This window comes from Pseudomonas sp. Kh14, assembly GCF_900291005.1.
GTDB lineage: Bacteria > Pseudomonadota > Gammaproteobacteria > Pseudomonadales > Pseudomonadaceae > Aquipseudomonas > Aquipseudomonas alloputida.
In genome coordinates this window covers 1-24908 of record NZ_OLKJ01000020.1, presented here as the reverse complement: position 1 = coordinate 24908, position 24908 = coordinate 1, and the positions used below count along the sequence as shown (strand labels likewise).

Here is a 24908-nt window from a genome sequence, read left to right as displayed (position 1 = left end):
TAACAAAGCAAAAGGCGGCTGGCCCTACCGGGCCAGCCGCCTTTTCTTTTACAAAATGTCAGCGCCACTGCAAATCTGAAGTCGTGTACTTCAATGTTTGCTGCGCGACAGCGCAGCCCGGAAGGGCTGGGTGATCTCCTACAGGTGCAGTACCAGAGGCCTGTTCAGGCGACGCAAGCCTCCAAGGCTTGAGCCTCTACCCCCAGCAACCGAGTGATCCGCGCGCAGTCATCTTCCCGGCGCAACTCGGCAAACAACACCACCGCTTCAGGGTAACTGCGAGTCAGCATCGCCAGCCACTGCTTCATCCGCCCCGGCGCATAACGCGGCGACAGTTTGGCCTGGGCCTGGCGCCAGAACTCACGCAACAGAGGCAACAAGTCATGCCAGCTCATCGGCTGATAGTCGCGCCCGTCCCGCGCCGCCGCAATCTGCAGGCCCAGGTCCGGGCGCGATACCAGCCCACGCCCAAGCATGATGTCTTCAGCGCCACTGACCTCGCGGCAACGCCGCCAGTCATCGACCGTCCAGATCTCGCCATTGGCAAACACCGGGACCTTGACCACATCCTGCACCCGCGCCACCCACTCCCAGTGCGCTGGCGGCTTGTAGCCCTCAACCTTGGTCCGTGCGTGCACCACCAGGTGCGCCGAACCGCCCTCGGCCAGCGCCGTGGCGCACTCCAGTGCCCCGTCGGGGCTGTCGAAGCCCAGGCGCATCTTCGAGGTCACCGGGATATTCGCCGGCACCGCCCGCCGCACTTCACGCACAATGGCATGCAGCAACTCCGGCTCTTTGAGCAGTACCGCACCACCGCGCGACTTGTTCACCGTTTTTGCCGGGCAACCAAAGTTCAGGTCGATCACCGGCGCCCCAAGCTCGCAAGCCAGTGCGGCGTTTTCCGCCAGGCATACTGGGTCCGAACCCAGCAATTGCACGCGCATGGGCACACCGGCAGCCGTGCGCGCGCCCTGACGCAGTTCAGGCGCCAGCTTGTCGAACGAGGACGCCGGCAGCAGGCGGTCGCACACGCGAATGAACTCGGTGACGCACCAGTCGATACCGCCCACACGGGTCAATACGTCGCGCAGGATGTTGTCGACCAGCCCCTCCATGGGGGCCAGGGCAATTTGCATGTCGGGGTCTCAGCGGAAAAAGCCGGCAGTTTAACAAAAATGCCGGCGACTCAGGCGCCGATCAGCGCCGGACCGTAACCTTCGACGAATTCCGCCGGCATGCGCCTGGGCTTGCCGCTGGACAGCTCGATGCAGGCAAAGGTGGTTTGCGCGCGCAGCAGCGTCACACCATCGCGCGGGCGCTTGAGCTGAAACCGCCGCGTCATGCGCAGGCGCTGGTCCCAGTCAATGATCCAGGTGGCCAGTTGCAGCTCGTCGTCTTCATAGGCGGCGGCCAGGTAGTCGATTTCGTGGCGCACCACAGCCATCGCCCGGTCAAGGCGCCGGTACTCGGCCAGGTCCAGCCCCAGACGCTGGGAGTGGCGCCAGGCGCAGCGCTCAAGCCAGGTGACGTAGACGGCATTGTTGGCGTGGCCAAGGCCGTCGATGTCCTCGCTGCCGACGCGCAGGTCGATGACGAAGGGTGTTGCCAGGTCCCAGCTCATTTTCGCTTCCTTGGCGCAAAAGGCGATTTAGCAGCGATCTGCGGGGCAATGTCCAGCCCCTGTGAGCCTGAGGCGGTCGTTATAGGGGCGGGCTTGCCCGCGAATCAGACACCGCGGTGGATGGCACCGGCGGCGATGCCGATGTTCGCGGCTGAAGGCGCCCCGACACTGACCGCTTCAGCCCGAGCCAGCAATTCGAGCACGGCTTCACTCAGCCGTGGGTCGGCCAGCACTCGCTGGTGGCCACCCTCGTCCAGCAGCATCAGCCGGCTGTCAAACCAGGCCTTGTGGATGACATGTGCCTCATCTGCGGGCACGAGAGCATCATCGGAAGCATGCACCACCAGCCCTGGCAGTTCCAGCTGGTAACCCGTGACATCCAGCCGCGCAATCTGCATGCCCACATCGCGCTCGATCTGGCGAATGAACGCTGCCCGTGCCCGTGCTGGCAGCCCCAGGCGATGGGCAAAACCACGCAACACACCGAGCAACCGCGCCGGCGCTGCAATGCTGACAGCCGACTCTGTACGCAGCCCCATCTGCAAAGCCAGCAGCACGCTTGCCCCACCCATGGAATGGCCAATGACTGCACGCAAGGGCGGCAACTCAGCCGCAGCCTCAAGCAGCGCCCGGGCAAACAGCACCACATTCGCTTGCTCGCCAGGCGAACGACCATGCCCAGGCCCTTCCAGCGACACCACCGTATGCCCTGCCTGAACCAAGGTCTCGATCAAGGCGGCAAATTGCGTCGGGCGCCCTTCCCAACCGTGCATCAGCAGCACGGTCGGCCCTTGACCCCAGCGCAAGGCAGACAGGCCGAAGCGCAGTGTAATGCGCTCGGCGCTGGCCAGCACAGGCAGCTCCCAATCCCGCGGCGGCAGGTTGCGCGGGCTCATGAAGGCACGGCGCATCTTGCCCGCGACATGCTCGGGGGCCAGACGGCCCAAGGTGCCATTGACACCGCGAATCCAGCTCAGGGTGGTCATCGCCATGCTCCAGGGTTAAAGCACCGCCGATTTGGCGGCGCGCAGAATACGGTCAGACAGGTCACTGGTCCCCAAGGCCCGGGCCAGCGCCAGCCCTCCCACCATCAGGGCCAGGTCGGCCAGCGCTTTGTCGGCATCCTCAGGGCGGTCGACCATCGCGGCAGTCATCAACTCGATGTGCTCGGCCAGCACCTCACGGAAGACCTCCGGCAGGCGCTGCATTTCGCCCAACGCGTTAGGCAGCGGGCAAGCATGTATTTCGCAGTCACGGTGCTTACGGGAGAGGTAGAAGGCCCCGGCCAGCGCTCGCCGCCCGGCGCCATCGAGATTGGGGTCGACCTGGGCGAGCAAGGCACGGCGCTCACCCAACAACTGGCGGAACGCTTCGAGCATCAGCTCGTCCTTGCTGTCGAAGTGCGCATAGAAGCCGCCGACGGTCAGGCCTGCCGCCCCCATCACCTGACTGACGCTGGGCTCGGCCGGGCCGTGCTGGATCAGCGCACTGCGCGCAGCCTCCAGAATGCGTTCGCGGGTTCTGCTCTTCTTGTCGCTCATCTGGCACACACCAAACAAAATATGATGATCGAAATATTATTCTCATCATATTTTTTGGCAAGCAAAATCGGCAGCCGCTTGTCGGAGGAAAATGTTGGGAGGGAAAAAACAAAAGGCCCATTCAATAAGCGAATGAGCCTTTAAAGTCCCGCAAAACGCGGGTAAACGTGGCGTCCCCTAGGGGACTCGAACCCCTGTTACCGCCGTGAAAGGGCGGTGTCCTAGGCCACTAGACGAAGGGGACNATGGTGGAGCTAAGCGGGATCGAACCGCTGACCTCCTGCATGCCATGCAGGCGCTCTCCCAGCTGAGCTATAGCCCCGAAACAAAAGGCTCATCAATAATCGACGAGCCTTTTAAAGCCCTGCAAAACGCAGGAAAAGTGGCGTCCCCTAGGGGACTCGAACCCCTGTTACCGCCGTGAAAGGGCGGTGTCCTAGGCCACTAGACGAAGGGGACNTGGCGTCCCCTAGGGGACTCGAACCCCTGTTACCGCCGTGAAAGGGCGGTGTCCTAGGCCACTAGACGAAGGGGACGTAACCTTCGTGCCGATCCGCTAACGCGAACCGCGGCAAAATTGGTGGAGCTAAGCGGGATCGAACCGCTGACCTCCTGCATGCCATGCAGGCGCTCTCCCAGCTGAGCTATAGCCCCNTGGCGTCCCCTAGGGGACTCGAACCCCTGTTACCGCCGTGAAAGGGCGGTGTCCTAGGCCACTAGACGAAGGGGACGAACCTTCTTACCTTCAAGACCGGTTTGCTGGACCCGATCTTGCTTATCAGCCTTGGCTGCTAAGCGGAATTTGGTGGAGCTAAGCGGGATCGAACCGCTGACCTCCTGCATGCCATGCAGGCGCTCTCCCAGCTGAGCTATAGCCCCNTTGGTGGAGCTAAGCGGGATCGAACCGCTGACCTCCTGCATGCCATGCAGGCGCTCTCCCAGCTGAGCTATAGCCCCACAATGTAGCTTTGAACTGAATCGCTGGCTGGGTGCCTGGCGCTTCGTTTTCGTTCATCGCTGTGGACGGGGCGCATATTAAGATCGGATTGCAGGGCTGTCAAACTAATTTTCAAAAATATTCAAAAATTTTTTCACAGATAACAATCACTTACCGCCCCGCTCCACTCAAACCGGCCACTTGGCCCTCAGGGAAATGCCTGTGGGAGCGGCCTTGTGTCGCGAAAGGGCCGCAAAGCGGCCCCGGCGGTTTTGCGTCGAGTCAAAGATTGTGGGACCGCGTTGCGGTCCTTTCGCGACACAAGGACGCTCCCACAGTGCTCAACAGCGGTCTTCGGAACGCAGTCAGGCAATGGAAGCCAACAGCTTTTCCCATTCTTTGTTTTCTTTCTTCGACACCCCACCCAGCAGGTCCAAGGCCTGGCGCAGGCGGTAGCGCGTCAGGTCGGGGCCGAGGATTTCCATGGCGTCCAGCACCGAAACCGAGCTGGCCTGGCCCGTGATGGCGGCGAACATCAGCGGCATGGCGTCACGCAGCTTCAACTCCAGCGCTTCGACCACAGCCTGGATGCAACCGGTGATGCGCTCTTTTTCCCACTGACGCAGGCTTTCAAGCTTCCACAGGATCAGCTGGATCACCTGGCGCACCTGGTCGGCCGACAGTTTCTTGCTTTCGAACAGCTTGGCGTCCAGCTTGAGCGCGCCTTCGAAGAAGAACCCGCCCAACGGGGCAACCTGGCTGAAGGTTTCGACCCTGCCTTGCACGTGCGGGGCAATCTTCATCATGTAGTCGCTGTTGAACGCCCATTTCTGCAGGCGTGCGGCGAACTCCTCTACCGGCAGCTCGCGCAGCCACTGGCCGTTGAGCCAGGACAGCTTCTCGATGTCGAAGATCGGGCCGCCCAGTGAGATACGTGACAGGTCGAAGTGCTCGACCATTTCGGCCAGCGAGAACTTCTCGCGCTCGTCAGGCATCGACCAGCCCATGCGGCCAAGGTAGTTGAGCATCGCTTCAGGCATGAAGCCCATGCGCTCGTAGAAGGTGACCGAGGTCGGGTTCTTGCGCTTGGACAGTTTGGATTTGTCCGGATTGCGCAGCAGCGGCATGTAGCACAGCTTGGGCTGCTCCCAGCCGAAGTACTCGTACAGCTTGATCAGCTTGGGCGCCGATGGCAGCCACTCTTCCCCACGCAGCACGTGGGTGATGCCCATCAGGTGGTCGTCGACTACGTTAGCCAGGAAGTACGTCGGCAGGCCGTCGTTCTTCATCAGTACCTGCATGTCCATGCGGTCCCACGGGATCTCGACATCGCCGCGCAGCATGTCCGGCACCACGCAGATCCCTTCGCTCGGCACCTTCATGCGGATCACGTGCGGCTCGCCAGCATCCAGGCGGCGCTGCACTTCTTCGGCGCTCATCAGCAACGCACGGCCATCGTAACGCGGGGTTTCGCCGCGAGCCTGCTGCTCGGCACGCATCTGCTCCAGCTCTTCGGCAGTGCAGAAGCAATAGAAGGCGTGGCCGGCGTCTACCAGTTCCTTGGCGTATTTGGCGTAGATTTCGCCACGCTCGCTCTGCCGGTAAGGGCCATGTGGGCCGCCGACATCCGGGCCTTCGTTCCATTCGATGCCAAGCCAGCGCAAGGCGTCGAAGATCTGTTGCTCCGACTCACGCGTGGAGCGCAGCTGATCGGTGTCTTCGATGCGCAGGATGAACTCACCGCCGTGCTGCTTGGCAAAGCAGTAGTTGAACAGGGCGATGTAGGCAGTGCCGACATGGGGGTCGCCGGTAGGCGATGGCGCAATACGCGTGCGTACGGTGGTCATGGAGAGTCTCGAACGAAAGATGAAACAAAGGCGGGATGTTAGCAGGAGGCGGGCACCGGGCTCCAGCAATGGCGCGAACGTCACTTGTCGACGGGCCCTGCGCCGCCGTCAAATTTGTTTACATGTATGGAACGATAGCCCGCCGACCAGGCCAAGGTGGCGGCCAGTCAGGCCACTTTCTGACCGTTCATGGGCAACAAAGGGGTCAACTGGTAATCAACCGCTCCCGCAGTTGCGCAATCTCGTCACGCAACTGCGCCGCAGCTTCGAACTCCAGGTCGCGGGCGAACTGCATCATTTTCTCTTCCAGCTGCTTGATGCGCTTGGTGATCTCGCCCGGCGTACGCAGTTCGGCCTCGTAACGGGCGCTCTCCTCCGCCGCCTTGGCCATGCCCTTGCGCTTCTTGCTGCGCGCACCGGGCACGGTGGCACCTTCCATGATGTCGGTGATGTCCTTGACCACGCCCTTGGGCACGATACCGTTGGCTTCGTTGAAGGCGATCTGCTTCTCGCGGCGACGCTCGGTTTCGTCGATGGCCCGCTGCATCGAGCCTGTTACGTTATCGGCATACAGGATGGCCCGGCCATTGAGGTTACGTGCCGCGCGGCCAATGGTCTGGATCAGGGAGCGCTCGGAACGCAGAAAACCTTCCTTGTCCGCATCGAGAATGGCCACCAGCGACACCTCGGGCATGTCCAGGCCCTCGCGCAGCAGGTTGATGCCCACAAGCACGTCGAAGGTGCCCAGGCGCAGGTCGCGGATAATCTCCACCCGCTCTACCGTATCGATGTCCGAGTGCAGGTAGCGTACCCGCACGTCGTGGTCGGCCAGGTAATCGCTGAGGTCCTCGGCCATGCGTTTGGTCAACGTGGTCGCCAGCACTCGCTCGCCTGCCGCGACACGCTTGCGGATCTCGGACAGCAGGTCGTCGACCTGGGTCAGCGCCGGGCGCACCTCTACCTGCGGATCGACCAGCCCGGTCGGGCGCACCACCTGCTCCACCACACGCCCGGCATGCTCAGCCTCGTAGGGCCCCGGAGTGGCCGAAACGAAAATGGTCTGCGGGCTGACATCCTCCCACTCGTCGAAACGCATCGGCCGGTTGTCCAGCGCTGAAGGCATGCGGAAGCCGTACTCGACCAGGGTCTCCTTGCGTGAACGGTCGCCCTTGTACATGGCGCCGACCTGCGGAACGCTGACGTGTGATTCGTCGATCACCAGCAGCGCATCGGGCGGCAGGTAATCGTACAGGGTGGGCGGCGGCGCCCCGGCCGGGCGCCCGGACAGGTAGCGCGAGTAGTTTTCGATGCCGTTGCAGTAGCCCAGCTCGAGGATCATCTCCAGATCGAAGCGGGTGCGTTGCTCCAGACGCTGCGCTTCGACCAGCTTGTTGGCCTTGTGCAGGTATTCCAGACGCTCCTTCAGTTCTTCCTTGATGCCCTCCACCGCTTCCAGCAGGGTTTCCCGCGGGGTGACGTAGTGGCTCTTGGGGTAGAAAGTGAAGCGTGGCAACTTGCGGAAAACCTCGCCGGTCAACGGATCGAAGGCGGCGATGTTCTCCACTTCATCGTCGAACAGCTCGATGCGGATGGCTTCCAGATCCGATTCGGCCGGGAAGATGTCGATCACGTCGCCGCGTACCCGGAAGGTGGCGCGGGCAAAGTCCATTTCATTGCGGGTGTACTGCAGGTCGGCCAGGCGGCGCAGCAGCGCGCGCTGGTCGAGCTTGTCGCCACGGTCCACGTGCAGGACCATTTTCAGGTAGGTCTCGGGGCTGCCCAGGCCGTAGATGCACGACACAGTGGTCACGATGATCGCGTCACGCCGCTCCAGCAGCGCCTTGGTCGCCGACAGGCGCATCTGCTCGATGTGGTCGTTGATCGAGGCGTCCTTCTCGATGAAGGTGTCTGACGACGGCACGTAGGCTTCCGGCTGGTAGTAGTCGTAATAGGAAACGAAGTACTCCACCGCGTTGTTGGGGAAGAATGCCTTGAACTCCCCGTACAACTGGGCGGCCAGCGTCTTGTTGGGCGCCAGCACCAGCGTTGGCCGCTGCACCTGCTGGATGACGTTGGCAATGCTGAAGGTCTTGCCCGAACCGGTCACCCCGAGCAACGTCTGGTGTGACAGCCCCGCCTCAATGCCTTCGACCAACTGGCGGATAGCCTCGGGCTGGTCGCCGGCCGGCTGGAAACGTGTGACGAGCTGGAACTCGGACATGAAGGACCTCGCGGTGCAGCAGCTGTAAATTTAGCCAGTAGTCTATACCCAAATGCGCGCGTTCGGGGGCGCTTTCAAAGGCACAGGTGTGGGCGCATGCAACGGTGGACACGGCATTTAGACCAATGGTCGAAAAATATTTGCGCAAATAGCCCCAAAAGCTGCGCCAGAGTGTCGCGGTGACCGGTCGGTATCACTATACTGACTCCCCGTTTGTGCACCGCTTCAGTGCATTCGGCTGGAGCGTGTACGCCCTATCACACTCCAATCAGAGCCAAGGTAACAATGAGCCTGTTTTCCGCTGTCGAGCTGGCACCCCGCGACCCTATTCTGGGCCTCAACGAAGCATTCAACGCCGACCCACGTACCGACAAGGTCAACCTGGGCGTAGGCGTGTACTGCAATGAGGAAGGCCGCATTCCGCTGCTGCGCGCCGTGATCGAAGCCGAAACCCAGCGTGCCGCCCAGCACGCTTCGCGCGGCTACCTGCCGATCGACGGCATCGCCACCTACGACCAGGCTGTGCAGAAGCTGCTGTTCGGCGCCGAGTCGCCACTGCTGGCCGCCGACCGCGTGGTCACCGTGCAGGCCGTCGGTGGTACCGGCGCGCTGAAGATCGGTGCCGACTTCCTCAAGCGCCTCTCGCCCAATGCCGTGGTTGCCATCAGCGACCCTAGCTGGGAAAACCACCGTGCGCTGTTCGAATCGGCCGGCTTCCCGGTGCAGACCTACCGTTACTACGATGCGCCGACCAACGACGTCAACCGCGCTGGCATGCTCGAAGACCTCAACGCCCTGCCGTCCGGCTCGATCGTGGTGCTGCACGCCTGCTGCCACAACCCGACCGGTGTCGACCTGAACCTGGACGACTGGAAGAACGTCCTGGAAGTGGTCAAGGCCAAGGGCCACGTGCCGTTCCTCGACATGGCCTACCAAGGCTTTGGTGACGGTATCGCCGAAGACGCCTTCGCCGTGCGCCTGTTCGCCGAGTCGGGCCTGGAGTTCTTTGTTTCCAGCTCGTTCTCCAAATCGTTCTCGCTGTACGGCGAGCGCGTCGGCGCACTGTCGATCGTCACCGCCTCCAAGGACGAGAGCACCCGCGTGCTGTCGCAGGTCAAGCGCGTGATCCGCACCACCTACTCCAACCCGCCAACCCACGGCGCAACCATTGTTGCCACCGTGCTGAACAGCGCAGAACTGCGCCAGATGTGGGAAACCGAACTGGCCGAAATGCGCGAGCGCATCCACGGCATGCGCAAGCAGATGGTATCGCTGCTGGCCGAATACGGTGCCAACCGCGACTTCAGCTTCGTTGGCCGCCAGGTCGGCATGTTCTCCTACTCGGGCCTGACCGTTGAACAGGTCGCCCGACTGAAGAACGACTTCGGCATCTATGCCCTGGACACCGGCCGTATCGCGGTGGCCGCGCTGAACCAGAGCAACATCCACGTGGTGACCAAAGCGATCGTGGAAGTGCTGTAACTCATTGTTTTGCCTGGGGGTGGGTTGACTTCTCCCAGGCAATCAGTAAGATACGCGCAGATTCCGCGATAGCTCAGTCGGTAGAGCAAATGACTGTTAATCATTGGGTCCCTGGTTCGAGTCCAGGTCGCGGAGCCAGACATTGAAAAGCCCCCGTGTTGCGTAAGCAACCGGGGGCTTTTTCGTTGCGCTGGAATTATTGGCCAAGCACCTCGGTCACTGGCTTGCCCTCGTCCACCAGGCTCCAGACCAGCAACCTGGCCGGCTGGGTTTTGCTGGCGTTGCGTGAAACGCTGTGCACGGTGCCCGGCGCCTCGTACCAATAATCGCCGGCCTTGTAGGTCTTTTCCTGCTCGCTGTTGAGCTTCGATACCACCGCCCCTTCCAGGACGTAAGCCATGACTGCGCCCGGATGCTGATGCGCGGGTGATGCCTCGCCCGGGGCGTAGCTGACGGTGAGCATGACGGCGGTTTTGCCGGGGGCATTAGAGGGCTGCTGTTGTTGCAGGACCCTGACCTGGTCGGCGACATCACCGTGGGCCCAAGCGGGCGTTTGGGCGGCGAGCAGCGCGAAGAGGATGATGGCTAGTGGATTCATGAGCTTTCCTGGAGGACTAGTGCCTGCAGGTTAGGCCCTTACTGGCTGAAGAAAAATGGCCAATCCGGGGGAAAAGCAGGGGGCCGATTTTCGCCTGTACCGGCCTTTTCGCGGGTGAACCCGCTCCTACGACGGCCTGTGACCAACCACCGATGCGTGTGCAGGAGCGGGTTTACCCGCGAATACGGTAGCGGCGGCAACGGTGAACGGCGGGTGGAAATTGGCCAGCAGGCCCGGCCCTTTCGCGGGTGAACCCGCTCCTACAACGGCCTGTGCCGCCCTCGATGCGTGTGTAGGAGCGGGTTTACCCGCGAATACGGTAGCGGCGGCAATGGTGAACGACGGGTGGAGATTGGCCAGCAGGCCCGGCCCTTTCGCGGGTTTACCGGCGAAGAGGCCGGCATCGCTAACATAGGCCTCAGCCACTGCGCCCGATCGGGTAAAACGCCCCCTTGCTCCACACCCCAAGCCATTCCTCACCATCGATCACACGCGGCACCGCCAGCTCCACCAGCTGGTAAAACACATTGCGATGTATCAGCGCCTCCAGGTTGCTGCGCATCAGCACATACGGTGATGGCTCCTGCGTCACCGGGTCGATCACTACCCGCAGGGGGTTATCCGGCCCCGCCTCGACCTGGTCCTCGACATTGCTGGTAAAGCGCAGCACCTGCTGTTCGCCTTCGCCCTGCACTTCCAGCAACACGGCCACGAATGGCGCATCGTCAACACGAATGCCGACCTTCTCTACCGGCGTAATCAGGAAGTAGTCATCGCCGTCGCGGCGAATGATGGTAGAAAACAGCCGCACCATCGGCTTGCGCCCGATCGGCGTGCCCAGGTAATACCAGGTGCCGTCGCGGACGATGCGCATGTCGATGTCACCACAGAAATCCGGGTTCCACAGGTGCACCGGCGGCAGCCCCTTGGCCTTGGGGATCTGTGCCAGAAGGTCATTGGCCTTGCCGGAGTCGCTCATCACGCTTGCCTCACTCACTCATGCCCAGAAGGCTACGAGCGTACTCGCGCATCGGCGCACCAAGCAAATCCTCCGGGGTGTTGTCGTGGAACGTCAACAAACCGCCACGGCTCTTGATGCGTGCGGTGTCGATCAGGTAGCGGGTACTGGTTTCGATCAGCATCATCTGCACCACGCCAGTGTCCCAGCCCAAGCGGTCGACGGCCTGCTCGTCATACCACTCGTCACCATTGCCGATGCGATCGTCGGTACGTGCGAAGCGCGTGTACAACACGTAGTCCGCACCCACCGAACGCGCCTGGGCGATGGCCTCTTCGAGGCCCAGCGGGCCCTGGGCGCGACGTACCATCGGGAAGTATTCGACGAAGCTCTTGAAGGCCTGCTGGGCCACTGCATTCTGCCGAGGCACCGGCCCCTCGCCCGGCGGCACGAACGCACCCTGGCCAATGAAGATGAACGAATCAGGCTGCAGGCGGATCGACAAGGTGCGACGGGTTTCGCTGTGGTCCAGCAGACCGGCATCGCTCATGTGATAGCGGACGCCTTCGCCCATATCGCTGACATTCATGCAGCCGCCCAGCGCCATCAGCGCCAGCAGCAAGACCAGGCTACGCATCTTTCCTCCAGTGGCCGGCGACGAAAAACCGGCGAATAGCCGGCGGATGCAGCTTTTGCGCCAGCTTCAGCCACCGATCACTTTCATGACTGTCACGCCGCCAGAAAAGGCTACGTCTTGCTTGTCAGCCAAAGCCTTGACCAACAACCGCTGCAAGGCCGGCAGCGCCTGATGACGTGGTTTTTCCAGCAGGTCGCCGACGAAGTGCCGGTTACCTGACGACAGGCAGCCATGCAGCCAGCCCGTAGAAGACAGGCGCAGCCGCGAGCAGGTACGGCAAAACGGAACGCTTTCGTTGGCAATGACGCCGAAGTGGCCCCTGCCGGGGATGTGGTAACGCATGGCAGTGGCATCCAGCGGCGCATTCACTTGGGCGTAGGTATGCTGGCCGCCGATCAGCGCAAGCAGCTGGTCGAGGCCTACAAACTGCTGGAGGAAGGCGTTGCGATCGTGAGAAAGGTGGCCCATGCGCATCAGCTCGATGAAGCGCAGCTCGAAGCCGCGTGCGAGGCAGTAATCCAGCAGCGGCAGTACCTGATCAAGGTTTTTCCCGCGCATCGGCACCATGTTTACCTTGATTCGCATACCCAGAGCGCTGGCCTGCTCCATTGCATCCAGCACAGTGCCCAGGTCGCCGCCACGGGCAATCTGGCGGAACGCCAGCGGGTCGAGGGTGTCGAGGGAAACGTTCAGCCGACGAATCCCAGCCGCCTGCAGTTGCGGCAACTTGCGCGCCAGCAACTGGCCGTTGGTGGTCAGCGAGACGTCATCAAGGTCGAGTTTGGCCACGGCAGCCAGAAAGGCATCCAGGCGCGGGCTGACCAGTGGCTCACCGCCAGTAATCCGCAGGCGCTCGATGCCGGCGGCTTCGATCAGATAGGCCACGCCACGGGCCAAGGCATCCGCCGACAGCTCGTCCTGCGCCGCCACCAGCCGCTTTCCGTCAGGTACGCAGTAGGTACAGGCGTAGTTGCAGGCAGCCGTCAGGCTGACGCGCAGGTTGCGAAACCGCCTGCCTTGACGATCGACAATCATGAATGACTCCGGCATGGATGAAGGGGCCGGCAAAACCTGACTCATAAATCAGGTTTTTGCAAGCCCCAATGCGCAATGCCGAATTTCCAAACGATAGCCAACGCTTCGGGCTGCACTGCCGCGCAGAGGACGCACGACGCAGTTTCGCTAAATGCTCAGCTTGAGGGTTCCGGGTCGCGCTTGCGCTTGTTGCCCATACGCACGCCAATGTCCATCAGGAACTGGAAGAAGCCTTCCTGGTCTTCCAGCACGTTGCTCCAGAACGGCGAGTGGTACAGCGCCACAGCGCCGTGCACCAGAGCCCAGGCAGCGCAGTAGTGGAAATACGGCGGCACGTCTTCGAGCTTGCCTTCGCTGATACGGCCCTTGATCAGCTGAGTCAGGCGGTCGAAGTTGGAGGCACGGATGCTGTGCAGCTGCTCGACCATTTCCGGCACCTGATTGCCCTTGACCACCTTTTCTTCAAGGCGGTCGAACAGCCGGTAGCGTTGCGGATCGCGCATGCGGAACTCGAAGTAGGCGCGCGACAGCGCTTCCTTGTCACGGTCGACGTCGGCCGAGTGCAATAGCTCGTTCAGGTCACGCTCGTAGTCGAGCATCAGGCGCAGGTAGATCTCCGCCTTGGACTTGAAGTGCTTGTAGATCGTGCCTTTGCCGATGCCCACGGCGTCGGCGATCATCTCGACGGTGACGCTGTCTTCACCTTGCTCGAGAAACAGCTTGAGCGCGGTATCGAGGATTTCCTGTTCGCGACGGCGAAACTCACGGACCTTACGAGGTTCTTTCTGCATGGGAAGGACTGGATGACAATCGAAGCGGTTTATTATGCCTAACTTGCGGGAAATTGCACGGATCATCCACGCATGTCTGTGTTTCACGATGCATACGGCCATACGCTGCGGGAGGAATGAAACGTTGGCGTATTCCAAATCTGTTTAAAAAACGTCCAATATGCACTGGCACTGCGCCAAACCTGACCAATACTTGAAGTGTTGGCGCGGCGCATCCCCCCCAGTGGCGCGCCGATAAAGGTGCTCAGGGACCGCGTACCTTTGTTTTACTCCTAATGGTCTTAACCCGGATTCCTCCCCCAGAACCCGGGTTTTTTTTGTGTTTTTGTGGGGAGGATGGTGTGACGGCTGTCGGGTGCGTGACGCATGATTTTCAGCGCCTGTGAGATCGAGCGCCGCGCGGGCGGCGCTCGATCTCACAGGCGCTGCAAGGGCTGTGGCAGGCACCTTGTGACCCTCACACAATCTCTAACCCCGGTGAATCAATCCACCCGCGCCAACGGGAACAGCCGCTTGAAGTTGGCGGTAGTCTGCTCGGCCAACTGCTCATAACTGGCCCCACGCAGCGAAGCCACATACTCCGCCACCTCCCGCACATACTGCGGCAGGTTCGGCTTGCCCCGGTGCGGAATCGGCGCCAGGTAGGGCGAATCGGTCTCCACCAGCAAGCGATCGACCGGCACCTGCCGCGCCACTTCCCGCAACGCTTCGGCATTGCGGAAGGTAACGATGCCCGACAGCGAAATGTAATAACCCAGGTCCAGCGCCGCCTTGGCCATGTCCCAGTCCTCGGTAAAGCAGTGCAGCACGCCCGCTTGCGGCAGGTTCGCCTCACGCAGCAGCGCCAGGGTATCGGCACGTGCCGCCCGGGTATGCACGATCACCGGTTTGCCGGTCTGCCTGGAGGCCTCCAGATGCAGACGGAACGAGGCTTGCTGCAGCTCGGCAGCCTCCGGCTCGTAGTGGTAATCCAGCCCGGTTTCACCAATCGCCACCACATGCGGGTGGGCCAGTTCGCGCAACAACCATTCCAACGCCGGGGTTTCGCCAGGGGCCAGGTCCAGCGGGTGCACGCCCACCGAGCAGTCGACGTCAGCGTACTGCTCGCTCAGCGCCTTCACTGCACCCGCATTCTCGGCACTGACGCCAATGCACAGGAAATGCCCGACCCCACGCTCACGCGCCGCCTGCAGGGCAGCGTCGAGGGAGCCCTGGTGGGCAGTGAGGTCAAGACGGTCGAGGTGGCAATGGGAATCTACGAGCATGGGATAACGGCACACATGAAAAATGGAAAATCAGCGGGCACCCGGCAGTTGCAGCCAGTGAGCCAGCAGCGATTCAAGCAACAAGGCGCGGTTGAGGTTGGCCTTGCCCAGTACCTTCTGGCGCTGTTCGAGGATCCATGCCTGCACCTCCAGCACCTTGGCCTGGCGGCTCTTCTGCGCCAGGTATTGCACGACCTTGCGCATATCGGCCAAGCCTAACCCTTCTTCGTCCTGGGTCAACTGGTAGCGCAGGATCAGGTGCGTCCACTCGCAGAACCAGTCGAACAGCAGCAACAACGGCACACCGCTCCAGGCATCGGCCAGCTGGCTGGGCGATTGCTGCTGCTTGAGCAGCTTCTTCACCCCGTCGGTTACCAGCGCGCGTTGCTCGCGAACACCCTGCGCCTGCAGGCTGACCGCCATCAATGGCGAACCTGCTGCCAGCGTCAGCAGCTCATCGCGCTCGACCTCGTCGCAGTCGGGTAAAGCGCCAGCCAGCCATGCCTGGCTCTGGGCCAGGCTGGGCTGCGGACAGGCTACCTGCTGGCAGCGGCTCTTGATCGTCGGCAACAGTCGGCTGGGCTGGTGCGTCACCAGCAACAACACGGTGTCACCGGAAGGTTCTTCAAGGCTTTTGAGCAGGGCGTTGGAGGCGTTGACATTCATCGCCTCGACCGGCTCGATCAACACCACCTTGCGCCCGCCCAGCTGCGCGGTCTGCACCACAAAGGCCACCAGCTCACGTACCTGGTCGACCTTGATCGGCTTGTCAGCCTCCTCCGGCTCGAGGACGAAGTTGTCCGGGTGGCTGCCGGCCTTGAGCAACAGGCACGACTTACACGCTCCACAAGCGTCAAGGCCCTGCGGCTGCTGGCACAACAGGCGTGCCATCAGACGCTCGGCCATGGCCCGCTTGCCAATACCCTGCGGCCCATGCAGCAGGTAAGCGTGGGCGTGCCGGCTGCGACCGGCCAGTTGCTGCCACAGCGCCTGCTGCCAAGGGTAGGCCTCAGCCACGGCAACGCTCCAGAATGCCTGGCAGCAGTGCGTCGATGTCACGCTGCACCGCTTCCAGGGATTGTGCCGCATCAAGCAGGCTGTAGCGCTGTGGCGCGCTTTGCGCGCGCTGCAGGTATGCCTGGCGCACTGCTTCGAAGAAGGCCTGCCCTTCCTGCTCGAATCGGTCCAGGCGGCCACGGGCGGCGGCGCGGGCAAGGCCCACTTCTACCGGCAGGTCAAAGACCAGGGTCAGGTCTGGGTGCAGGTCGCCCTGGACGAATTGCTCCAGAACCGCGATACGCTCGACCGACAAACCACGACCGCCGCCCTGATAGGCATAGGTGGCGTCCGTGAAACGGTCACACAGCACCACAGCCCCGCGGGCCAGCGCCGGCCGGATCACCTGTGCCAGGTGCTGGGCGCGAGCGGCGAACACCAGCAGCAGCTCGGTGTCGGCCGCCATGCCTTCGTCGCTGGGCGTCAGCAACAGTTCACGCACCTTTTCCGCCAGCGGCGTACCGCCTGGCTCACGGGTCAGCACCACGTCCAGGCCGTGCTCGCGCAGGCGCGCGGCCAGGTAGTCGCGATTGGTGCTCTTGCCCGCGCCTTCGGGGCCTTCCAAAGTAATAAACAAGCCGCTCACAGGCAGTCCTTAATGTTGTTCGTCAGGCGTCGGCCGCTCGGCCGCTTGCGCACCGCCGGCAGGGGCATCCTGCGCGGGCGCTTCATCGGGGGCTGGCTGCGCAGTTGGCTCGTCCGCTGCTGACGGGTCCGCTGCTGGGGGCTCAGGGCGCTGCGCATCGTCGGCGCCCGATGCCTGTTCGGCATCATCAGCACCTGGCTTGGTCTCTTGCTGCGGCGCAGGGCTGGAGCGGTAGTCCGACCGGCGCTTGAGCTGAAACTCGCGCACTGCCGAATTGTGGTCGTCGAGGTCGTCGGAAAACACATGGCTGCCATCGCCGCGGGCGACGAAGTAAAGGCTGGTGCCATTGGACGGGTTCAGCGCCGCGTGAATCGCCTCGCGGCCGACCATGGCGATCGGGGTCGGTGGCAGCCCAGTCATGGTGTAAGTGTTGTAGGGCGTTGGCTCGCGCAGGTCGGCGCGGGTGATCTTGCCGTTGTAGCGTTCACCCATGCCATAGATAACCGTCGGGTCGGTCTGCAGCATCATACCCAGGCGCATGCGCCGCACGAACACACCGGCGATCTGCCCGCGCTCCTGCGGAATGCCGGTTTCCTTTTCGACCAGAGAGGCCATGATCAGCGCTTGGTACGGATCACGATACGGCAGGTCGGTGGAACGCTCGGCCCACTCCTTGGCCAGCACTTCGTCCAGACGCATGTAGGCCTGCTGCAGCAACTCGACATCGCTCATACCCCGCACGAAACGGTAGGTGTCGGGGAAGAAGCGGCCTTCGGGGAATACACCGGTATGGCCAAGCTTGTCCATGACCTCGGCATCCGACAAGCCGTCCAGGGTATGCTTGATCTTTTCATGCTTGGCCACGGCCGCACGCACCTGGCGGAAGGTCCAGCCTTCGACCAGGGTGAGGTTGTACTGCACCACGTCGGCACGGCGCCAGGCGTCGAACAACTGCTCGACGGTCATGCCAGGGGTAAGACGGTACTCGCCGGTGTGCAGGGGGGTGCCGGCCATGTTGAAGCGCCAGTACAAACGCAACCAGACAGCATCGTCAAGCAAACCTTCCCTTTGCATGCTGTAGAACATGCGGTTGGGGTTAGTGCCATTGGGCACATCCAGCAGGCGTTCCTGCGTGACGTGCAGAGGCTGCTCCAGGACCGAGTTGACCTTCCAGGCCGACCAGCCAAACGCCAGGCCGGCAAGGATCAAGCCCATTTCCAGCAACAGCAGGAATTTACGTCTCACGAATTCAGGTTTCCAGTAACGTACGGGCAACGGCCTGCAGTTTACGAGTGAGCGGGCCCGGCGACCAGTTTAGCGTGGCTACGCCACACACGGGCCAAATGCCGTAAACGCTATTGCAAACAAATACTTCATCCGCTTGCTCAAGCGCCTCGAACGACAGGTCGCAGACGTGCACCGCAATACCCAGCAGCGGGGCCTGCTCCAGCAGTGCGGCACGCATCACGCCCGCCACGCCACAACGGCTAAGATCGGCGGTAAGCAGCACGCCATCACGCACCAGAAACAGATTGCTATAAACCCCTTCGATCACCCTGCCCTGCGCGTCACGCATCAGGCCTTCGGCATGGTCGCTGTCCTGCCATTCGGCACGGGCCAGCACCTGCTCCAGGCGGTTAAGGTGTTTGAGGCCGGCCAACAGTGGTTGTTCCCCAAGCCGGGTCTGGCAAGGGAACAAACGCACGCCATGCCCGGCATGCTCGACAGGATAACGGGGTAATGGGCTGCCTTGCAGGATACGCCGCGGCGCTGCATCAACAGCTGGCGCATAGCCACGCTGGCTATCGCCGCGGGTAAGGATGAGTTTGACGACACCCTCACCCAGCTGACTGGCGTAACGCAGCAGCTCGTCGCGCACCAGCGCCAGATCGGTGTTGATCGCCAAGCGCTGGCAACCCAGTGCCAGGCGTGCAAGGTGGCCGTCCAGCAAGCTGGGCCGGGCACCTCGCACGGCGATGGTTTCGAACAGGCCATCGCCGTAGGCCAGGCCGCGGTTCTGCAGGTTGAGTGCAGTCGCCGGCTGGCCGTCGATCCAGCTGTGCATCAGTCGGCAAACCGGCGGAATACCAGCGAGCCGTTGGTGCCGCCAAAGCCGAACGAGTTGGACAGCACCACGTCGATCGGCATGCTGCGCGCCTGGTGGGGAACGAAGTCGAGGTCACACCCTTCGTCCGGCTCGTCCAGGTTGATGGTCGGCGGGGCCATCTGGCTATTGATTGCCAGCACGCTGAAGATCGCTTCCACCGCGCCTGCGGCGCCCAGCAGGTGGCCCGTCATCGACTTGGTCGAGCTGACCGCCAGCTTGTAGGCATGTTCGCCGAACACGCGCTTGATCGCCGCCACTTCGGCCACATCGCCCGCTGGGGTAGAAGTGCCGTGGGCGTTGATGTAGCTGACTTCTTCCGGCTGGATACCGGCATCGCGCAAGGCGTTGGCCATGCAGCGGGCAGCGCCTTCGCCAGAGTCGGGCGGCGAAGTCATGTGGTAAGCGTCGCCGCTCATGCCAAAGCCAACCAGCTCGGCATAGATAGTCGCCCCGCGGGCCTTGGCGTGCTCCAGCTCCTCGAGCACCAGGGCTCCAGCACCGTCGGACAACACAAAGCCGTCACGGCCCTTGTCCCACGGGCGGCTGGCCCGGCTTGGTTCATCGTTGCGGGTAGACAGTGCGCGCGAAGCGCCAAAACCGCCCATGCCCAGACCACAAGCAGCCATTTCGGCGCCACCGGCGATCATCACGTCAGCTTCACCGTAGGCGATATTACGCGCGGCCATGCCGATGCAATGAGTGCCGGTGGTGCACGCAGTGGCGATGGCATAGTTCGGCCCTTGCAGACCCAGGTGGATCGACAGGAAACCGGAGATCATGTTGATGATCGAACCCGGCACGAAGAACGGCGAAATGCGGCGCGGCCCTGAATCGTGCAGGGTGCGGCTGGTTTCTTCGATGTTGGTCAGACCACCGATACCCGAGCCCATGGCCACGCCAATACGCTCGCGGTTGGCATCGGTGACCTCCAGGCCGGCATTACGCACGGCCTGGAAACCAGCCGCCAGGCCGTACTGGATGAACAGGTCGAGCTTGCGGGCCTCTTTGGCCGACAGGTACTGCTCAACCTCGAAGCCTTTCACCGAGCCGCCAAAACGGGTGGAGTAGGCAGACAGGTCCGTGTGTTCGATCGGACCGATGCCACTGCGGCCAGCCAGAATGCCCTGCCAGGTGCTCGGTACATCGGTACCCAGTGGCGACAGCATACCCATACCGGTGACCACGACGCGTCTACGCGACACAGTACTCTCCTTTTCTAATAACAGAGTCTCTTGCCATTGCATTCAAGTGCTGGAATGAAATGGCAACAGGCTCTTGGTGCGCGGTGAACGAAGCCGCCTGAAAAATGCGAGGCGCTCGCAAAGAAAAAACCGCACGCCGGCGAAGGCAGTGCGGTTTTCCCCGACAAGAAACGTCGACTGTAGCGTCTTAGGCCTGGTGGGCTTTGACGTAGTCGATGGCAGCTTGAACGGTAGTGATCTTCTCGGCTTCTTCGTCAGGGATTTCGGTCTCGAATTCCTCTTCCAGAGCCATCACCAGTTCAACGGTGTCAAGCGAATCGGCACCCAGGTCATCGACGAAGGACTTAGTCTCAGTCACTTCTTCTTCCTTGACGCCCAGTTGCTCGGCGACGATTTTCTTGACGCGTTCTTCGATGGTGCTCATACCTAGTTTTCACTCCTAATGGATATATGTCAGGCAGCTGGCCGGTGGCTAATTTTATAGAAAGACGTTCGCTTTTCAAGCTAAACGCACCTTCAGGCTAGTCACCACACCCGCTGCCTGGAATCTGGTTGCAGCTTTATAACGGATTTTAGGCTCGCAGTATGACTCTTTTTTTACGAAACCCGTCACATTGAGTTGCAGTATTACATGTACATCCCGCCGTTGACCGGCACGGTAGCGCCGGTCACGTAGGCGGCGCCGTCGGACGCCAGGAACGAAACCACCTTGGCAATTTCGTCAGCCTGGCCCAGGCGGCCCAGCGGAATCTGGGTCTGCAGGGCTTCGCGCTGAGCTTCCGGCAGCTCGCGGGTCATGTCGGTATCGATGAAGCCCGGGGTCACCGAGTTGACGGTGATGCCACGCGACCCCACCTCACGCGCCAGGGCGCGACTGAAGCCTTCCAGACCGGCCTTGGCAGCCGCATAGTTGGCCTGACCCGCGTTACCCATGGCACCGACGACCGAGCCGATGCTGATGATACGACCCCAACGTGCCTTGGTCATGCCACGCAGCACGCCCTTGGACAGACGGTAGAGGCTGTTCAGGTTGGTGTCGATGACATCGAACCACTCGTCGTCTTTCATGCGCAGCATGAGGTTGTCGCGGGTGATACCAGCGTTGTTGACCAGGATGGCCGGCGCGCCGAACTGCTGGCCAATGGCGGCCAGTACTGCTTCAACCGATTCGGCGCTGGTCACGTTCAGCTCCATGCCGGTGCCGGTGATGCCGTGTTCTTTCAGGGTGGCAGCGATGCGCTCGGCGCCGGACGCCGAAGTGGCGGTACCAATCACGGTCGCGCCCTGGCGCCCCAGCTCGAGGGCGATGGCCTGGCCAATGCCACGGCTGGCGCCGGTAACCAGTGCAACTTTACCTTGCAGGCTCATGCAAGCTTCTCCAAATCAGGCCAGTGCCGCGCGGGTGGCAGCAACGGCGTCAGGGGTGTTGAGGTTGTAGGTGGTCACGCCGTCGGCGCAACGCTTGTTAAGGCCAGCCAGGACCTTGCCCGGGCCACACTCGACCAGGTTGACCGCACCGTTGGCGGCCAGGGTCTGCACGCACTCGACCCAGCGTACCGGCTGGTACAGCTGTGCCAGCAGGTCGTGCTTGAGGGCATCGAGGTCGGCGGCGACGGCGGCAGTGACGTTCTGCACCACCGGAATCTGCGGGGCCTTCCATTCGATGGCATTGACCGAATCGGCAAAGCGCTCAGCGGCGGGCTTCATCAGGGCGCAATGCGACGGAACGCTGACCGCCAGCGGCAGGGCGCGCTTGGCACCTTTGGCCTTGCACAGCTCCATGGCGCGATCTACCGCTGCCTTGTTACCGGCGATCACCACTTGGCCAGGCGAGTTGAAATTCACGGCGCTGACCACTTCATCCTCAGCGGCTTCGGCGCAGAGTTCCACGACCACAGCATCGTCCAGGCCGAGAATGGCAGCCATGGCGCCATGACCGGCCGGTACGGCTTCCTGCATCAGCTGACCGCGGCGCTCGACCAGGCGAACAGCCTCTTTCAGGCTGATGCTGCCAGCGGCGACCAGGGCGCTGTATTCGCCCAGGCTGTGCCCGGAAACGAAGGCAGGCTTGGCGCCGCCCTCTTCCAGCCACAGGCGCCACAGTGCGATGGACGCAGTAAGGATTGCCGGCTGGGTCTTGTCGGTCTGGTTAAGTTGCTCTTCCGGGCCGTCCTGGACCAACTTCCACAGGTCGTAGCCGAGCGCTTCGGACGCTTCCTTGAAGGTTTCGATGATCACTGGCTTCTCGGCGCCGAGCTCGGCGAGCATGCCCAGCGACTGGGAACCTTGACCGGGAAAGACGAATGCGAGGGATGCAGACATTGAACAAGCCCTTATGATCTTGTCGTCGGATAGTGTGCGCCAAGCCCGAGGCCAGGCGCGGAATCTGAAAACTTGGATGGAAACACAGACCAAGCGGTCACATTTAAGCACTTCATCGGCGAAATGCCTAAGGCAACAGGTCTTCAAGGCGGCCATGCAGCCGCTGCGGCAGGTTTTCCTGAATTTCGATCAGCGCCCGCTGGATGGCACTCTGAAACCCCTGCACGCCCGCCGAGCCATGACTCTTGATGACGATGCCCTGCAGCCCCAGGAAGCTCGCCCCATTATGCCGCGCCGGCGCCAGGTCGGCCTGCAGACGCTTGAGCAGCGGCATGGCAACGGCCCCGGCAATGCGGGCAAAAGCACCGCCCTTGAACAGTTTTTCGATGCGCGCACCGATCATCGTCGCCAGGCCCTCGCTGGACTTGAGCAGTATGTTGCCGACAAAACCGTCGCACACCACCACGTCTGCCTCGCCCCGGTACAGGCCATCCCCTTCGACGAAACCGACATAGTTGAGGCCGCGGGCGTTCTGCAACAGCGTGGCAGCCAGCTTGACCTGCTGGTTACCCTTGATGTCCTCGGTACCGATATTCAACAGCGCCACGCGTGGCCGATGCACACCCAGGGCCTGAGCGGCCACCGAGCCCATTACCGCGAACTGGTAGAGGTTTTCGGCACTGCAGTCCACATTCGCGCCCAGATCGAGCAGTTGGCAGTAACCCGTCTGGGTCGGGATCGCCGCCACCATGGCCGGCCGGTCGATACCCGGCAGGGTCTTGAGCACGAAGCGCGACAACGCCATCAGCGCCCCGGTATTGCCGGCACTGACACAGGCCTGGGCTTTTCCGTCGCGCACCAGTTCGAGGGCGATGCGCATCGACGAATCCGGCTTGCCGCGCAACGCCTGGGATGGCCGCTCGTCCATGCCGACTACCTCACTGGCGGCGACAATCTGCAGGCGCGCGCGATCCGCAGCTGGCAGGCCACTGACGAGATCTTCAAGGAGGGAGGGTTGACCGACGAGGGTCAGATGGAGCGAGGGGGTAGCCGAAAGGCAGGCAATGCTAGCCTGGACAATGCTGCGGGGACCGAAGTCCCCGCCCATTGCGTCGATCGCGATGACCTGAGCGGACAAGGATTACTCGTCAGCGCCCTTGTCGACCACTTTACGACCACGGTATACGCCTTCTGGCGAAACGTGGTGGCGCAGGTGAACTTCACCGGTGGTTTTCTCTACCGACAGCGCGTTTTCCGACAGAGCGTCGTGCGAACGGCGCATGTCACGGGCAGAGCGGGATTTTTTGTTCTGCTGAACAGCCATAATTGATTAACTCCTAAACGTTTGGGTCACGCTTTAACTGCGCCAAAACACTGAACGGGTTGGACCGCGATACCTCGTCCTTGCTCGATTCGGGCTCGTCTGCGCCCGCCGGCTGCTGGCATTCTTCCGGATGATGAGCAGGCACGATTGGCAAGGCGAGCAAAAGCTCCTCCTCGACCAATGCCTGCAGATCCAAAGGATCTTCGCCCAGTTCCAGCACGTCATAGCCTTTCGGCAACGACTGGGTATTCGCACCCTCCTTCACCACGGCGTATGTACATTCGCTGTGGATCGGTAGGGTGACCAGCTCAAGACAACGCTGGCAAACCATCTTGACTTCGACGTCCAGCTCGCTGTGGATTACCACCACGTGCTGTTCATCTCGTTCAAAATCGAACTTCGCCTGCACCGTACCGACATTGTCGGAAAGCGGGTCGCAGAGTCTTTCCAAATCAGCGAGTTGCAGCGAACCGTTGAGGGTTACGCCACGATCGGCTAATTTGCGCGGGTCAACGTGAGGTGGAATCGGGTCATTCAACATAGGCGCAGCATTCTAGGGATGCCCCCCGCCCCTGTCAAAGGAAATTAGGCGGCATCGTGCGTGATAGAATTGGTTCAACCGAACCCGGAGTCTACCATGCTTCCTTTGTTACTGGCTTCCAGCTCTGCCTATCGCCGCGAACTGCTCGCTCGCCTGCATCTGCCCTTCACCTGGGCAAGCCCCGATATAGACGAGCAGCGCCTGGAAGACGAGCCAGCCGTTGAACTGGTACGCCGCCTTGCCAGGCAAAAAGCCGAGGCCTTGGCGGGCAGCCATCCCGGGCACCTGATTATCGGGTCGGACCAGGTAGCTGTGCTGGGCGAACAGGTGCTGGGTAAGCCGCACACCTTCGAACGGGCTTGCGAGCAACTGCTGGAGTGTAGCGGGCAGCAGGTGAGCTTTCTGACTGGGCTGGCACTGCTGAACAGCGCCACCGGGCAATGCCAGGTGGATTGCGTGCCGTTTACTGTCACGATGCGCGAATTGAGCCGCGAGCGCGTGGAGCGCTACGTCGCGACGGAACAGCCGCTGGATTGCGCAGGGAGCTTCAAGGCGGAGGGGTTGGGGGTGAGCCTGTTCCAGAGCACCCATGGGTGCGATGCAACCAGCCTGATCGGGCTGCCGCTGATTCGGCTGGTGGATATGCTGACCAAGGAAGGGGTGATGGTTCCGTAACCTGGCTGGAGATTTTGGCGCCCGACAGTTCGAGCGCCGCCCGGGAGGGTGAACGATCGGGGATATTGGACCGCGGGTCCGGCCTATTCGCGGGTAAACCCGCTCTCATCAAACAAAATGCAACCCATTGTTTTTTTAAGCCTCACGCAGCCACTACCTGAT

General features: G+C 62.0%; 25 protein-coding genes and 9 tRNA genes. 3 read left to right on the top strand and 31 right to left on the bottom strand.

The genetic code is table 11. The annotated features are described in order from the left end of the window. Positions 1-164: 164 nt before the first annotated feature. From FQ668_RS09055 to uvrB, 14 genes are all read right to left on the bottom strand, one after another. Positions 165-1136 carry a tRNA-dihydrouridine synthase gene (locus tag FQ668_RS09055; protein ID WP_014591912.1) on the bottom strand — a complete coding sequence of 324 codons (972 nt, stop codon included), beginning with the start codon at positions 1134-1136 and terminating at the stop codon, positions 165-167. Between the two features lie 50 nt (positions 1137-1186). Beyond that, complete coding sequence (locus FQ668_RS09050) at positions 1187-1621, bottom strand: thioesterase family protein (RefSeq protein WP_003247186.1); 435 nt, start codon at positions 1619-1621, stop codon at positions 1187-1189. A 104-nt stretch (positions 1622-1725) separates the two neighbouring features. Next, positions 1726-2607 carry an alpha/beta fold hydrolase gene (locus FQ668_RS09045; protein ID WP_019437398.1) on the bottom strand — a complete coding sequence of 294 codons (882 nt, stop codon included), beginning with the start codon at positions 2605-2607 and terminating at the stop codon, positions 1726-1728. A gap of 15 nt (positions 2608-2622) precedes the next feature. After that, complete coding sequence (locus FQ668_RS09040) at positions 2623-3162, bottom strand: TetR/AcrR family transcriptional regulator (protein WP_014591915.1); 540 nt, start codon at positions 3160-3162, stop codon at positions 2623-2625. A 168-nt stretch (positions 3163-3330) separates the two neighbouring features. Continuing rightward, positions 3331-3406: transfer RNA gene (locus FQ668_RS09035), tRNA-Glu, on the bottom strand. A 2-nt stretch (positions 3407-3408) separates the two neighbouring features. Beyond that, positions 3409-3484, bottom strand: a tRNA-Ala gene (locus FQ668_RS09030). 61 nt (positions 3485-3545) lie between these two features. Next, positions 3546-3621 (bottom strand) — tRNA-Glu (locus tag FQ668_RS09025). A gap of 1 nt (position 3622) precedes the next feature. Continuing rightward, positions 3623-3698: transfer RNA gene (locus FQ668_RS09020), tRNA-Glu, on the bottom strand. 42 nt (positions 3699-3740) lie between these two features. Continuing rightward, a tRNA-Ala gene (locus FQ668_RS09015) sits at positions 3741-3816 on the bottom strand. 1 nt (position 3817) lies between these two features. Next, a tRNA-Glu gene (locus FQ668_RS09010) sits at positions 3818-3893 on the bottom strand. A gap of 72 nt (positions 3894-3965) precedes the next feature. After that, a tRNA-Ala gene (locus FQ668_RS09005) sits at positions 3966-4041 on the bottom strand. Between the two features lie 2 nt (positions 4042-4043). After that, positions 4044-4119, bottom strand: a tRNA-Ala gene (locus FQ668_RS09000). Positions 4120-4464: 345 nt separating this feature from the next. Continuing rightward, positions 4465-5946 (bottom strand): glutamate--tRNA ligase, encoded by a 1482-nt coding sequence (gene gltX / locus FQ668_RS08995; RefSeq protein ID WP_010952995.1) that lies wholly within the window; start codon positions 5944-5946, stop codon positions 4465-4467. A 205-nt stretch (positions 5947-6151) separates the two neighbouring features. Continuing rightward, positions 6152-8167 carry an excinuclease ABC subunit UvrB gene (gene uvrB, locus FQ668_RS08990; protein WP_019437399.1) on the bottom strand — a complete coding sequence of 672 codons (2016 nt, stop codon included), beginning with the start codon at positions 8165-8167 and terminating at the stop codon, positions 6152-6154. 285 nt (positions 8168-8452) lie between these two features. Between uvrB and FQ668_RS08985 the strand changes: the two genes are divergently transcribed. Together FQ668_RS08985 and FQ668_RS08980 are read left to right on the top strand one after the other, a co-directional pair. Further along, on the top strand, positions 8453-9649 hold the full coding sequence (locus FQ668_RS08985; protein ID WP_019437400.1) for an amino acid aminotransferase: 1197 nt from the start codon (positions 8453-8455) through the stop codon (positions 9647-9649). A gap of 62 nt (positions 9650-9711) precedes the next feature. Next, positions 9712-9787, top strand: a tRNA-Asn gene (locus tag FQ668_RS08980). Between the two features lie 58 nt (positions 9788-9845). Here FQ668_RS08980 and FQ668_RS08975 read toward each other — a convergent pair. The 17 genes from FQ668_RS08975 to FQ668_RS08890 form a co-directional block, all read right to left on the bottom strand. After that, on the bottom strand, positions 9846-10247 hold the full coding sequence (locus FQ668_RS08975) for a cupin domain-containing protein (protein WP_019437401.1): 402 nt from the start codon (positions 10245-10247) through the stop codon (positions 9846-9848). Between the two features lie 418 nt (positions 10248-10665). Next, positions 10666-11226 carry a DUF1285 domain-containing protein gene (locus FQ668_RS08965; protein WP_019437402.1) on the bottom strand — a complete coding sequence of 187 codons (561 nt, stop codon included), beginning with the start codon at positions 11224-11226 and terminating at the stop codon, positions 10666-10668. Positions 11227-11236: 10 nt separating this feature from the next. Next, positions 11237-11842 carry a DUF4823 domain-containing protein gene (locus FQ668_RS08960; protein ID WP_010952988.1) on the bottom strand — a complete coding sequence of 202 codons (606 nt, stop codon included), beginning with the start codon at positions 11840-11842 and terminating at the stop codon, positions 11237-11239. 66 nt (positions 11843-11908) lie between these two features. Then, positions 11909-12877, bottom strand: a complete 969-nt coding sequence (locus FQ668_RS08955; protein ID WP_014591918.1) for a GTP 3',8-cyclase MoaA — start codon at positions 12875-12877, stop codon at positions 11909-11911. Positions 12878-13032: 155 nt separating this feature from the next. Then, positions 13033-13668, bottom strand: a complete 636-nt coding sequence (locus FQ668_RS08950) for a TetR/AcrR family transcriptional regulator (RefSeq protein WP_014591919.1) — start codon at positions 13666-13668, stop codon at positions 13033-13035. Positions 13669-14150: 482 nt separating this feature from the next. Beyond that, positions 14151-14933 carry a TatD family hydrolase gene (locus tag FQ668_RS08945; protein WP_014591920.1) on the bottom strand — a complete coding sequence of 261 codons (783 nt, stop codon included), beginning with the start codon at positions 14931-14933 and terminating at the stop codon, positions 14151-14153. Between the two features lie 30 nt (positions 14934-14963). Next, on the bottom strand, positions 14964-15950 hold the full coding sequence (locus tag FQ668_RS08940) for a DNA polymerase III subunit delta' (RefSeq protein ID WP_019437403.1): 987 nt from the start codon (positions 15948-15950) through the stop codon (positions 14964-14966). Continuing rightward, the gene (tmk, locus tag FQ668_RS08935) at positions 15943-16575 is read right to left on the bottom strand and encodes a dTMP kinase (protein ID WP_019437404.1); all 633 of its coding nucleotides are present in this window, start codon (positions 16573-16575) and stop codon (positions 15943-15945) included. The genes FQ668_RS08940 and tmk overlap by 8 nt, the downstream gene beginning before the upstream one ends. A gap of 9 nt (positions 16576-16584) precedes the next feature. Continuing rightward, entirely contained in the window at positions 16585-17820 is a 1236-nt protein-coding gene (gene mltG, locus FQ668_RS08930; protein ID WP_014591922.1) for an endolytic transglycosylase MltG, read from the bottom strand. Positions 17821-17824: 4 nt separating this feature from the next. Next, positions 17825-18640 carry an aminodeoxychorismate lyase gene (pabC, locus tag FQ668_RS08925; RefSeq protein WP_019437405.1) on the bottom strand — a complete coding sequence of 272 codons (816 nt, stop codon included), beginning with the start codon at positions 18638-18640 and terminating at the stop codon, positions 17825-17827. Then, positions 18640-19884, bottom strand: a complete 1245-nt coding sequence (fabF, locus tag FQ668_RS08920) for a beta-ketoacyl-ACP synthase II (protein ID WP_014591924.1) — start codon at positions 19882-19884, stop codon at positions 18640-18642. The genes pabC and fabF overlap by 1 nt, the downstream gene beginning before the upstream one ends. Before the next feature lie 187 nt (positions 19885-20071). Beyond that, positions 20072-20308, bottom strand: a complete 237-nt coding sequence (gene acpP / locus FQ668_RS08915) for an acyl carrier protein (RefSeq protein ID WP_003247161.1) — start codon at positions 20306-20308, stop codon at positions 20072-20074. 203 nt (positions 20309-20511) lie between these two features. Further along, positions 20512-21252: a 3-oxoacyl-ACP reductase FabG gene (gene fabG, locus FQ668_RS08910; protein WP_014591925.1), complete on the bottom strand. Its 741-nt coding sequence runs from the start codon at positions 21250-21252 to the stop codon at positions 20512-20514. 15 nt (positions 21253-21267) lie between these two features. Next, the gene (gene fabD / locus FQ668_RS08905; RefSeq protein WP_014591926.1) at positions 21268-22206 is read right to left on the bottom strand and encodes an ACP S-malonyltransferase; all 939 of its coding nucleotides are present in this window, start codon (positions 22204-22206) and stop codon (positions 21268-21270) included. A gap of 127 nt (positions 22207-22333) precedes the next feature. Next, on the bottom strand, positions 22334-23344 hold the full coding sequence (gene plsX / locus FQ668_RS08900; protein ID WP_019437406.1) for a phosphate acyltransferase PlsX: 1011 nt from the start codon (positions 23342-23344) through the stop codon (positions 22334-22336). A 3-nt stretch (positions 23345-23347) separates the two neighbouring features. Then, positions 23348-23530 (bottom strand): 50S ribosomal protein L32, encoded by a 183-nt coding sequence (rpmF, locus tag FQ668_RS08895; RefSeq protein WP_003247154.1) that lies wholly within the window; start codon positions 23528-23530, stop codon positions 23348-23350. Between the two features lie 13 nt (positions 23531-23543). Further along, positions 23544-24071, bottom strand: coding sequence for a YceD family protein (locus FQ668_RS08890; RefSeq protein WP_010952934.1), 528 nt, complete (start codon positions 24069-24071; stop codon positions 23544-23546). 96 nt (positions 24072-24167) lie between these two features. On the opposite strand from FQ668_RS08890, the gene FQ668_RS08885 reads away from it, so the two are divergent. Next, positions 24168-24746 carry a nucleoside triphosphate pyrophosphatase gene (locus FQ668_RS08885; RefSeq protein WP_014591928.1) on the top strand — a complete coding sequence of 193 codons (579 nt, stop codon included), beginning with the start codon at positions 24168-24170 and terminating at the stop codon, positions 24744-24746. Positions 24747-24908: the final 162 nt, after the last annotated feature.

Bases quoted from the DNA above. Each gene is read 5' to 3' on its own strand.
- FQ668_RS09055 (WP_014591912.1), bottom strand. From the start codon at position 1,136: ATGCAAATTGCCCTGGCCCCCATGGAGGGGCTGGTCGACAACATCCTG.
- pabC (WP_019437405.1), bottom strand. From the start codon at position 18,640: ATGCACAGCTGGATCGACGGCCAGCCGGCGACTGCACTCAACCTGCAG.
- FQ668_RS09050 (WP_003247186.1), bottom strand. From the start codon at position 1,621: ATGAGCTGGGACCTGGCAACACCCTTCGTCATCGACCTGCGCGTCGGC.
- fabD (WP_014591926.1), bottom strand. From the start codon at position 22,206: ATGTCTGCATCCCTCGCATTCGTCTTTCCCGGTCAAGGTTCCCAGTCG.
- FQ668_RS08950 (WP_014591919.1), bottom strand. From the start codon at position 13,668: ATGCAGAAAGAACCTCGTAAGGTCCGTGAGTTTCGCCGTCGCGAACAG.
- FQ668_RS08985 (WP_019437400.1), top strand. From the start codon at position 8,453: ATGAGCCTGTTTTCCGCTGTCGAGCTGGCACCCCGCGACCCTATTCTG.
- FQ668_RS08975 (WP_019437401.1), bottom strand. From the start codon at position 10,247: ATGAATCCACTAGCCATCATCCTCTTCGCGCTGCTCGCCGCCCAAACG.
- uvrB (WP_019437399.1), bottom strand. From the start codon at position 8,167: ATGTCCGAGTTCCAGCTCGTCACACGTTTCCAGCCGGCCGGCGACCAG.
- rpmF (WP_003247154.1), bottom strand. From the start codon at position 23,530: ATGGCTGTTCAGCAGAACAAAAAATCCCGCTCTGCCCGTGACATGCGC.
- FQ668_RS08965 (WP_019437402.1), bottom strand. From the start codon at position 11,226: ATGAGCGACTCCGGCAAGGCCAATGACCTTCTGGCACAGATCCCCAAG.
- FQ668_RS08960 (WP_010952988.1), bottom strand. From the start codon at position 11,842: ATGCGTAGCCTGGTCTTGCTGCTGGCGCTGATGGCGCTGGGCGGCTGC.
- FQ668_RS08955 (WP_014591918.1), bottom strand. From the start codon at position 12,877: ATGATTGTCGATCGTCAAGGCAGGCGGTTTCGCAACCTGCGCGTCAGC.
- FQ668_RS08945 (WP_014591920.1), bottom strand. From the start codon at position 14,933: ATGCTCGTAGATTCCCATTGCCACCTCGACCGTCTTGACCTCACTGCC.
- FQ668_RS08885 (WP_014591928.1), top strand. From the start codon at position 24,168: ATGCTTCCTTTGTTACTGGCTTCCAGCTCTGCCTATCGCCGCGAACTG.
- acpP (WP_003247161.1), bottom strand. From the start codon at position 20,308: ATGAGCACCATCGAAGAACGCGTCAAGAAAATCGTCGCCGAGCAACTG.
- gltX (WP_010952995.1), bottom strand. From the start codon at position 5,946: ATGACCACCGTACGCACGCGTATTGCGCCATCGCCTACCGGCGACCCC.
- fabG (WP_014591925.1), bottom strand. From the start codon at position 21,252: ATGAGCCTGCAAGGTAAAGTTGCACTGGTTACCGGCGCCAGCCGTGGC.
- FQ668_RS09045 (WP_019437398.1), bottom strand. From the start codon at position 2,607: ATGACCACCCTGAGCTGGATTCGCGGTGTCAATGGCACCTTGGGCCGT.
- FQ668_RS08890 (WP_010952934.1), bottom strand. From the start codon at position 24,071: ATGTTGAATGACCCGATTCCACCTCACGTTGACCCGCGCAAATTAGCC.
- FQ668_RS09040 (WP_014591915.1), bottom strand. From the start codon at position 3,162: ATGAGCGACAAGAAGAGCAGAACCCGCGAACGCATTCTGGAGGCTGCG.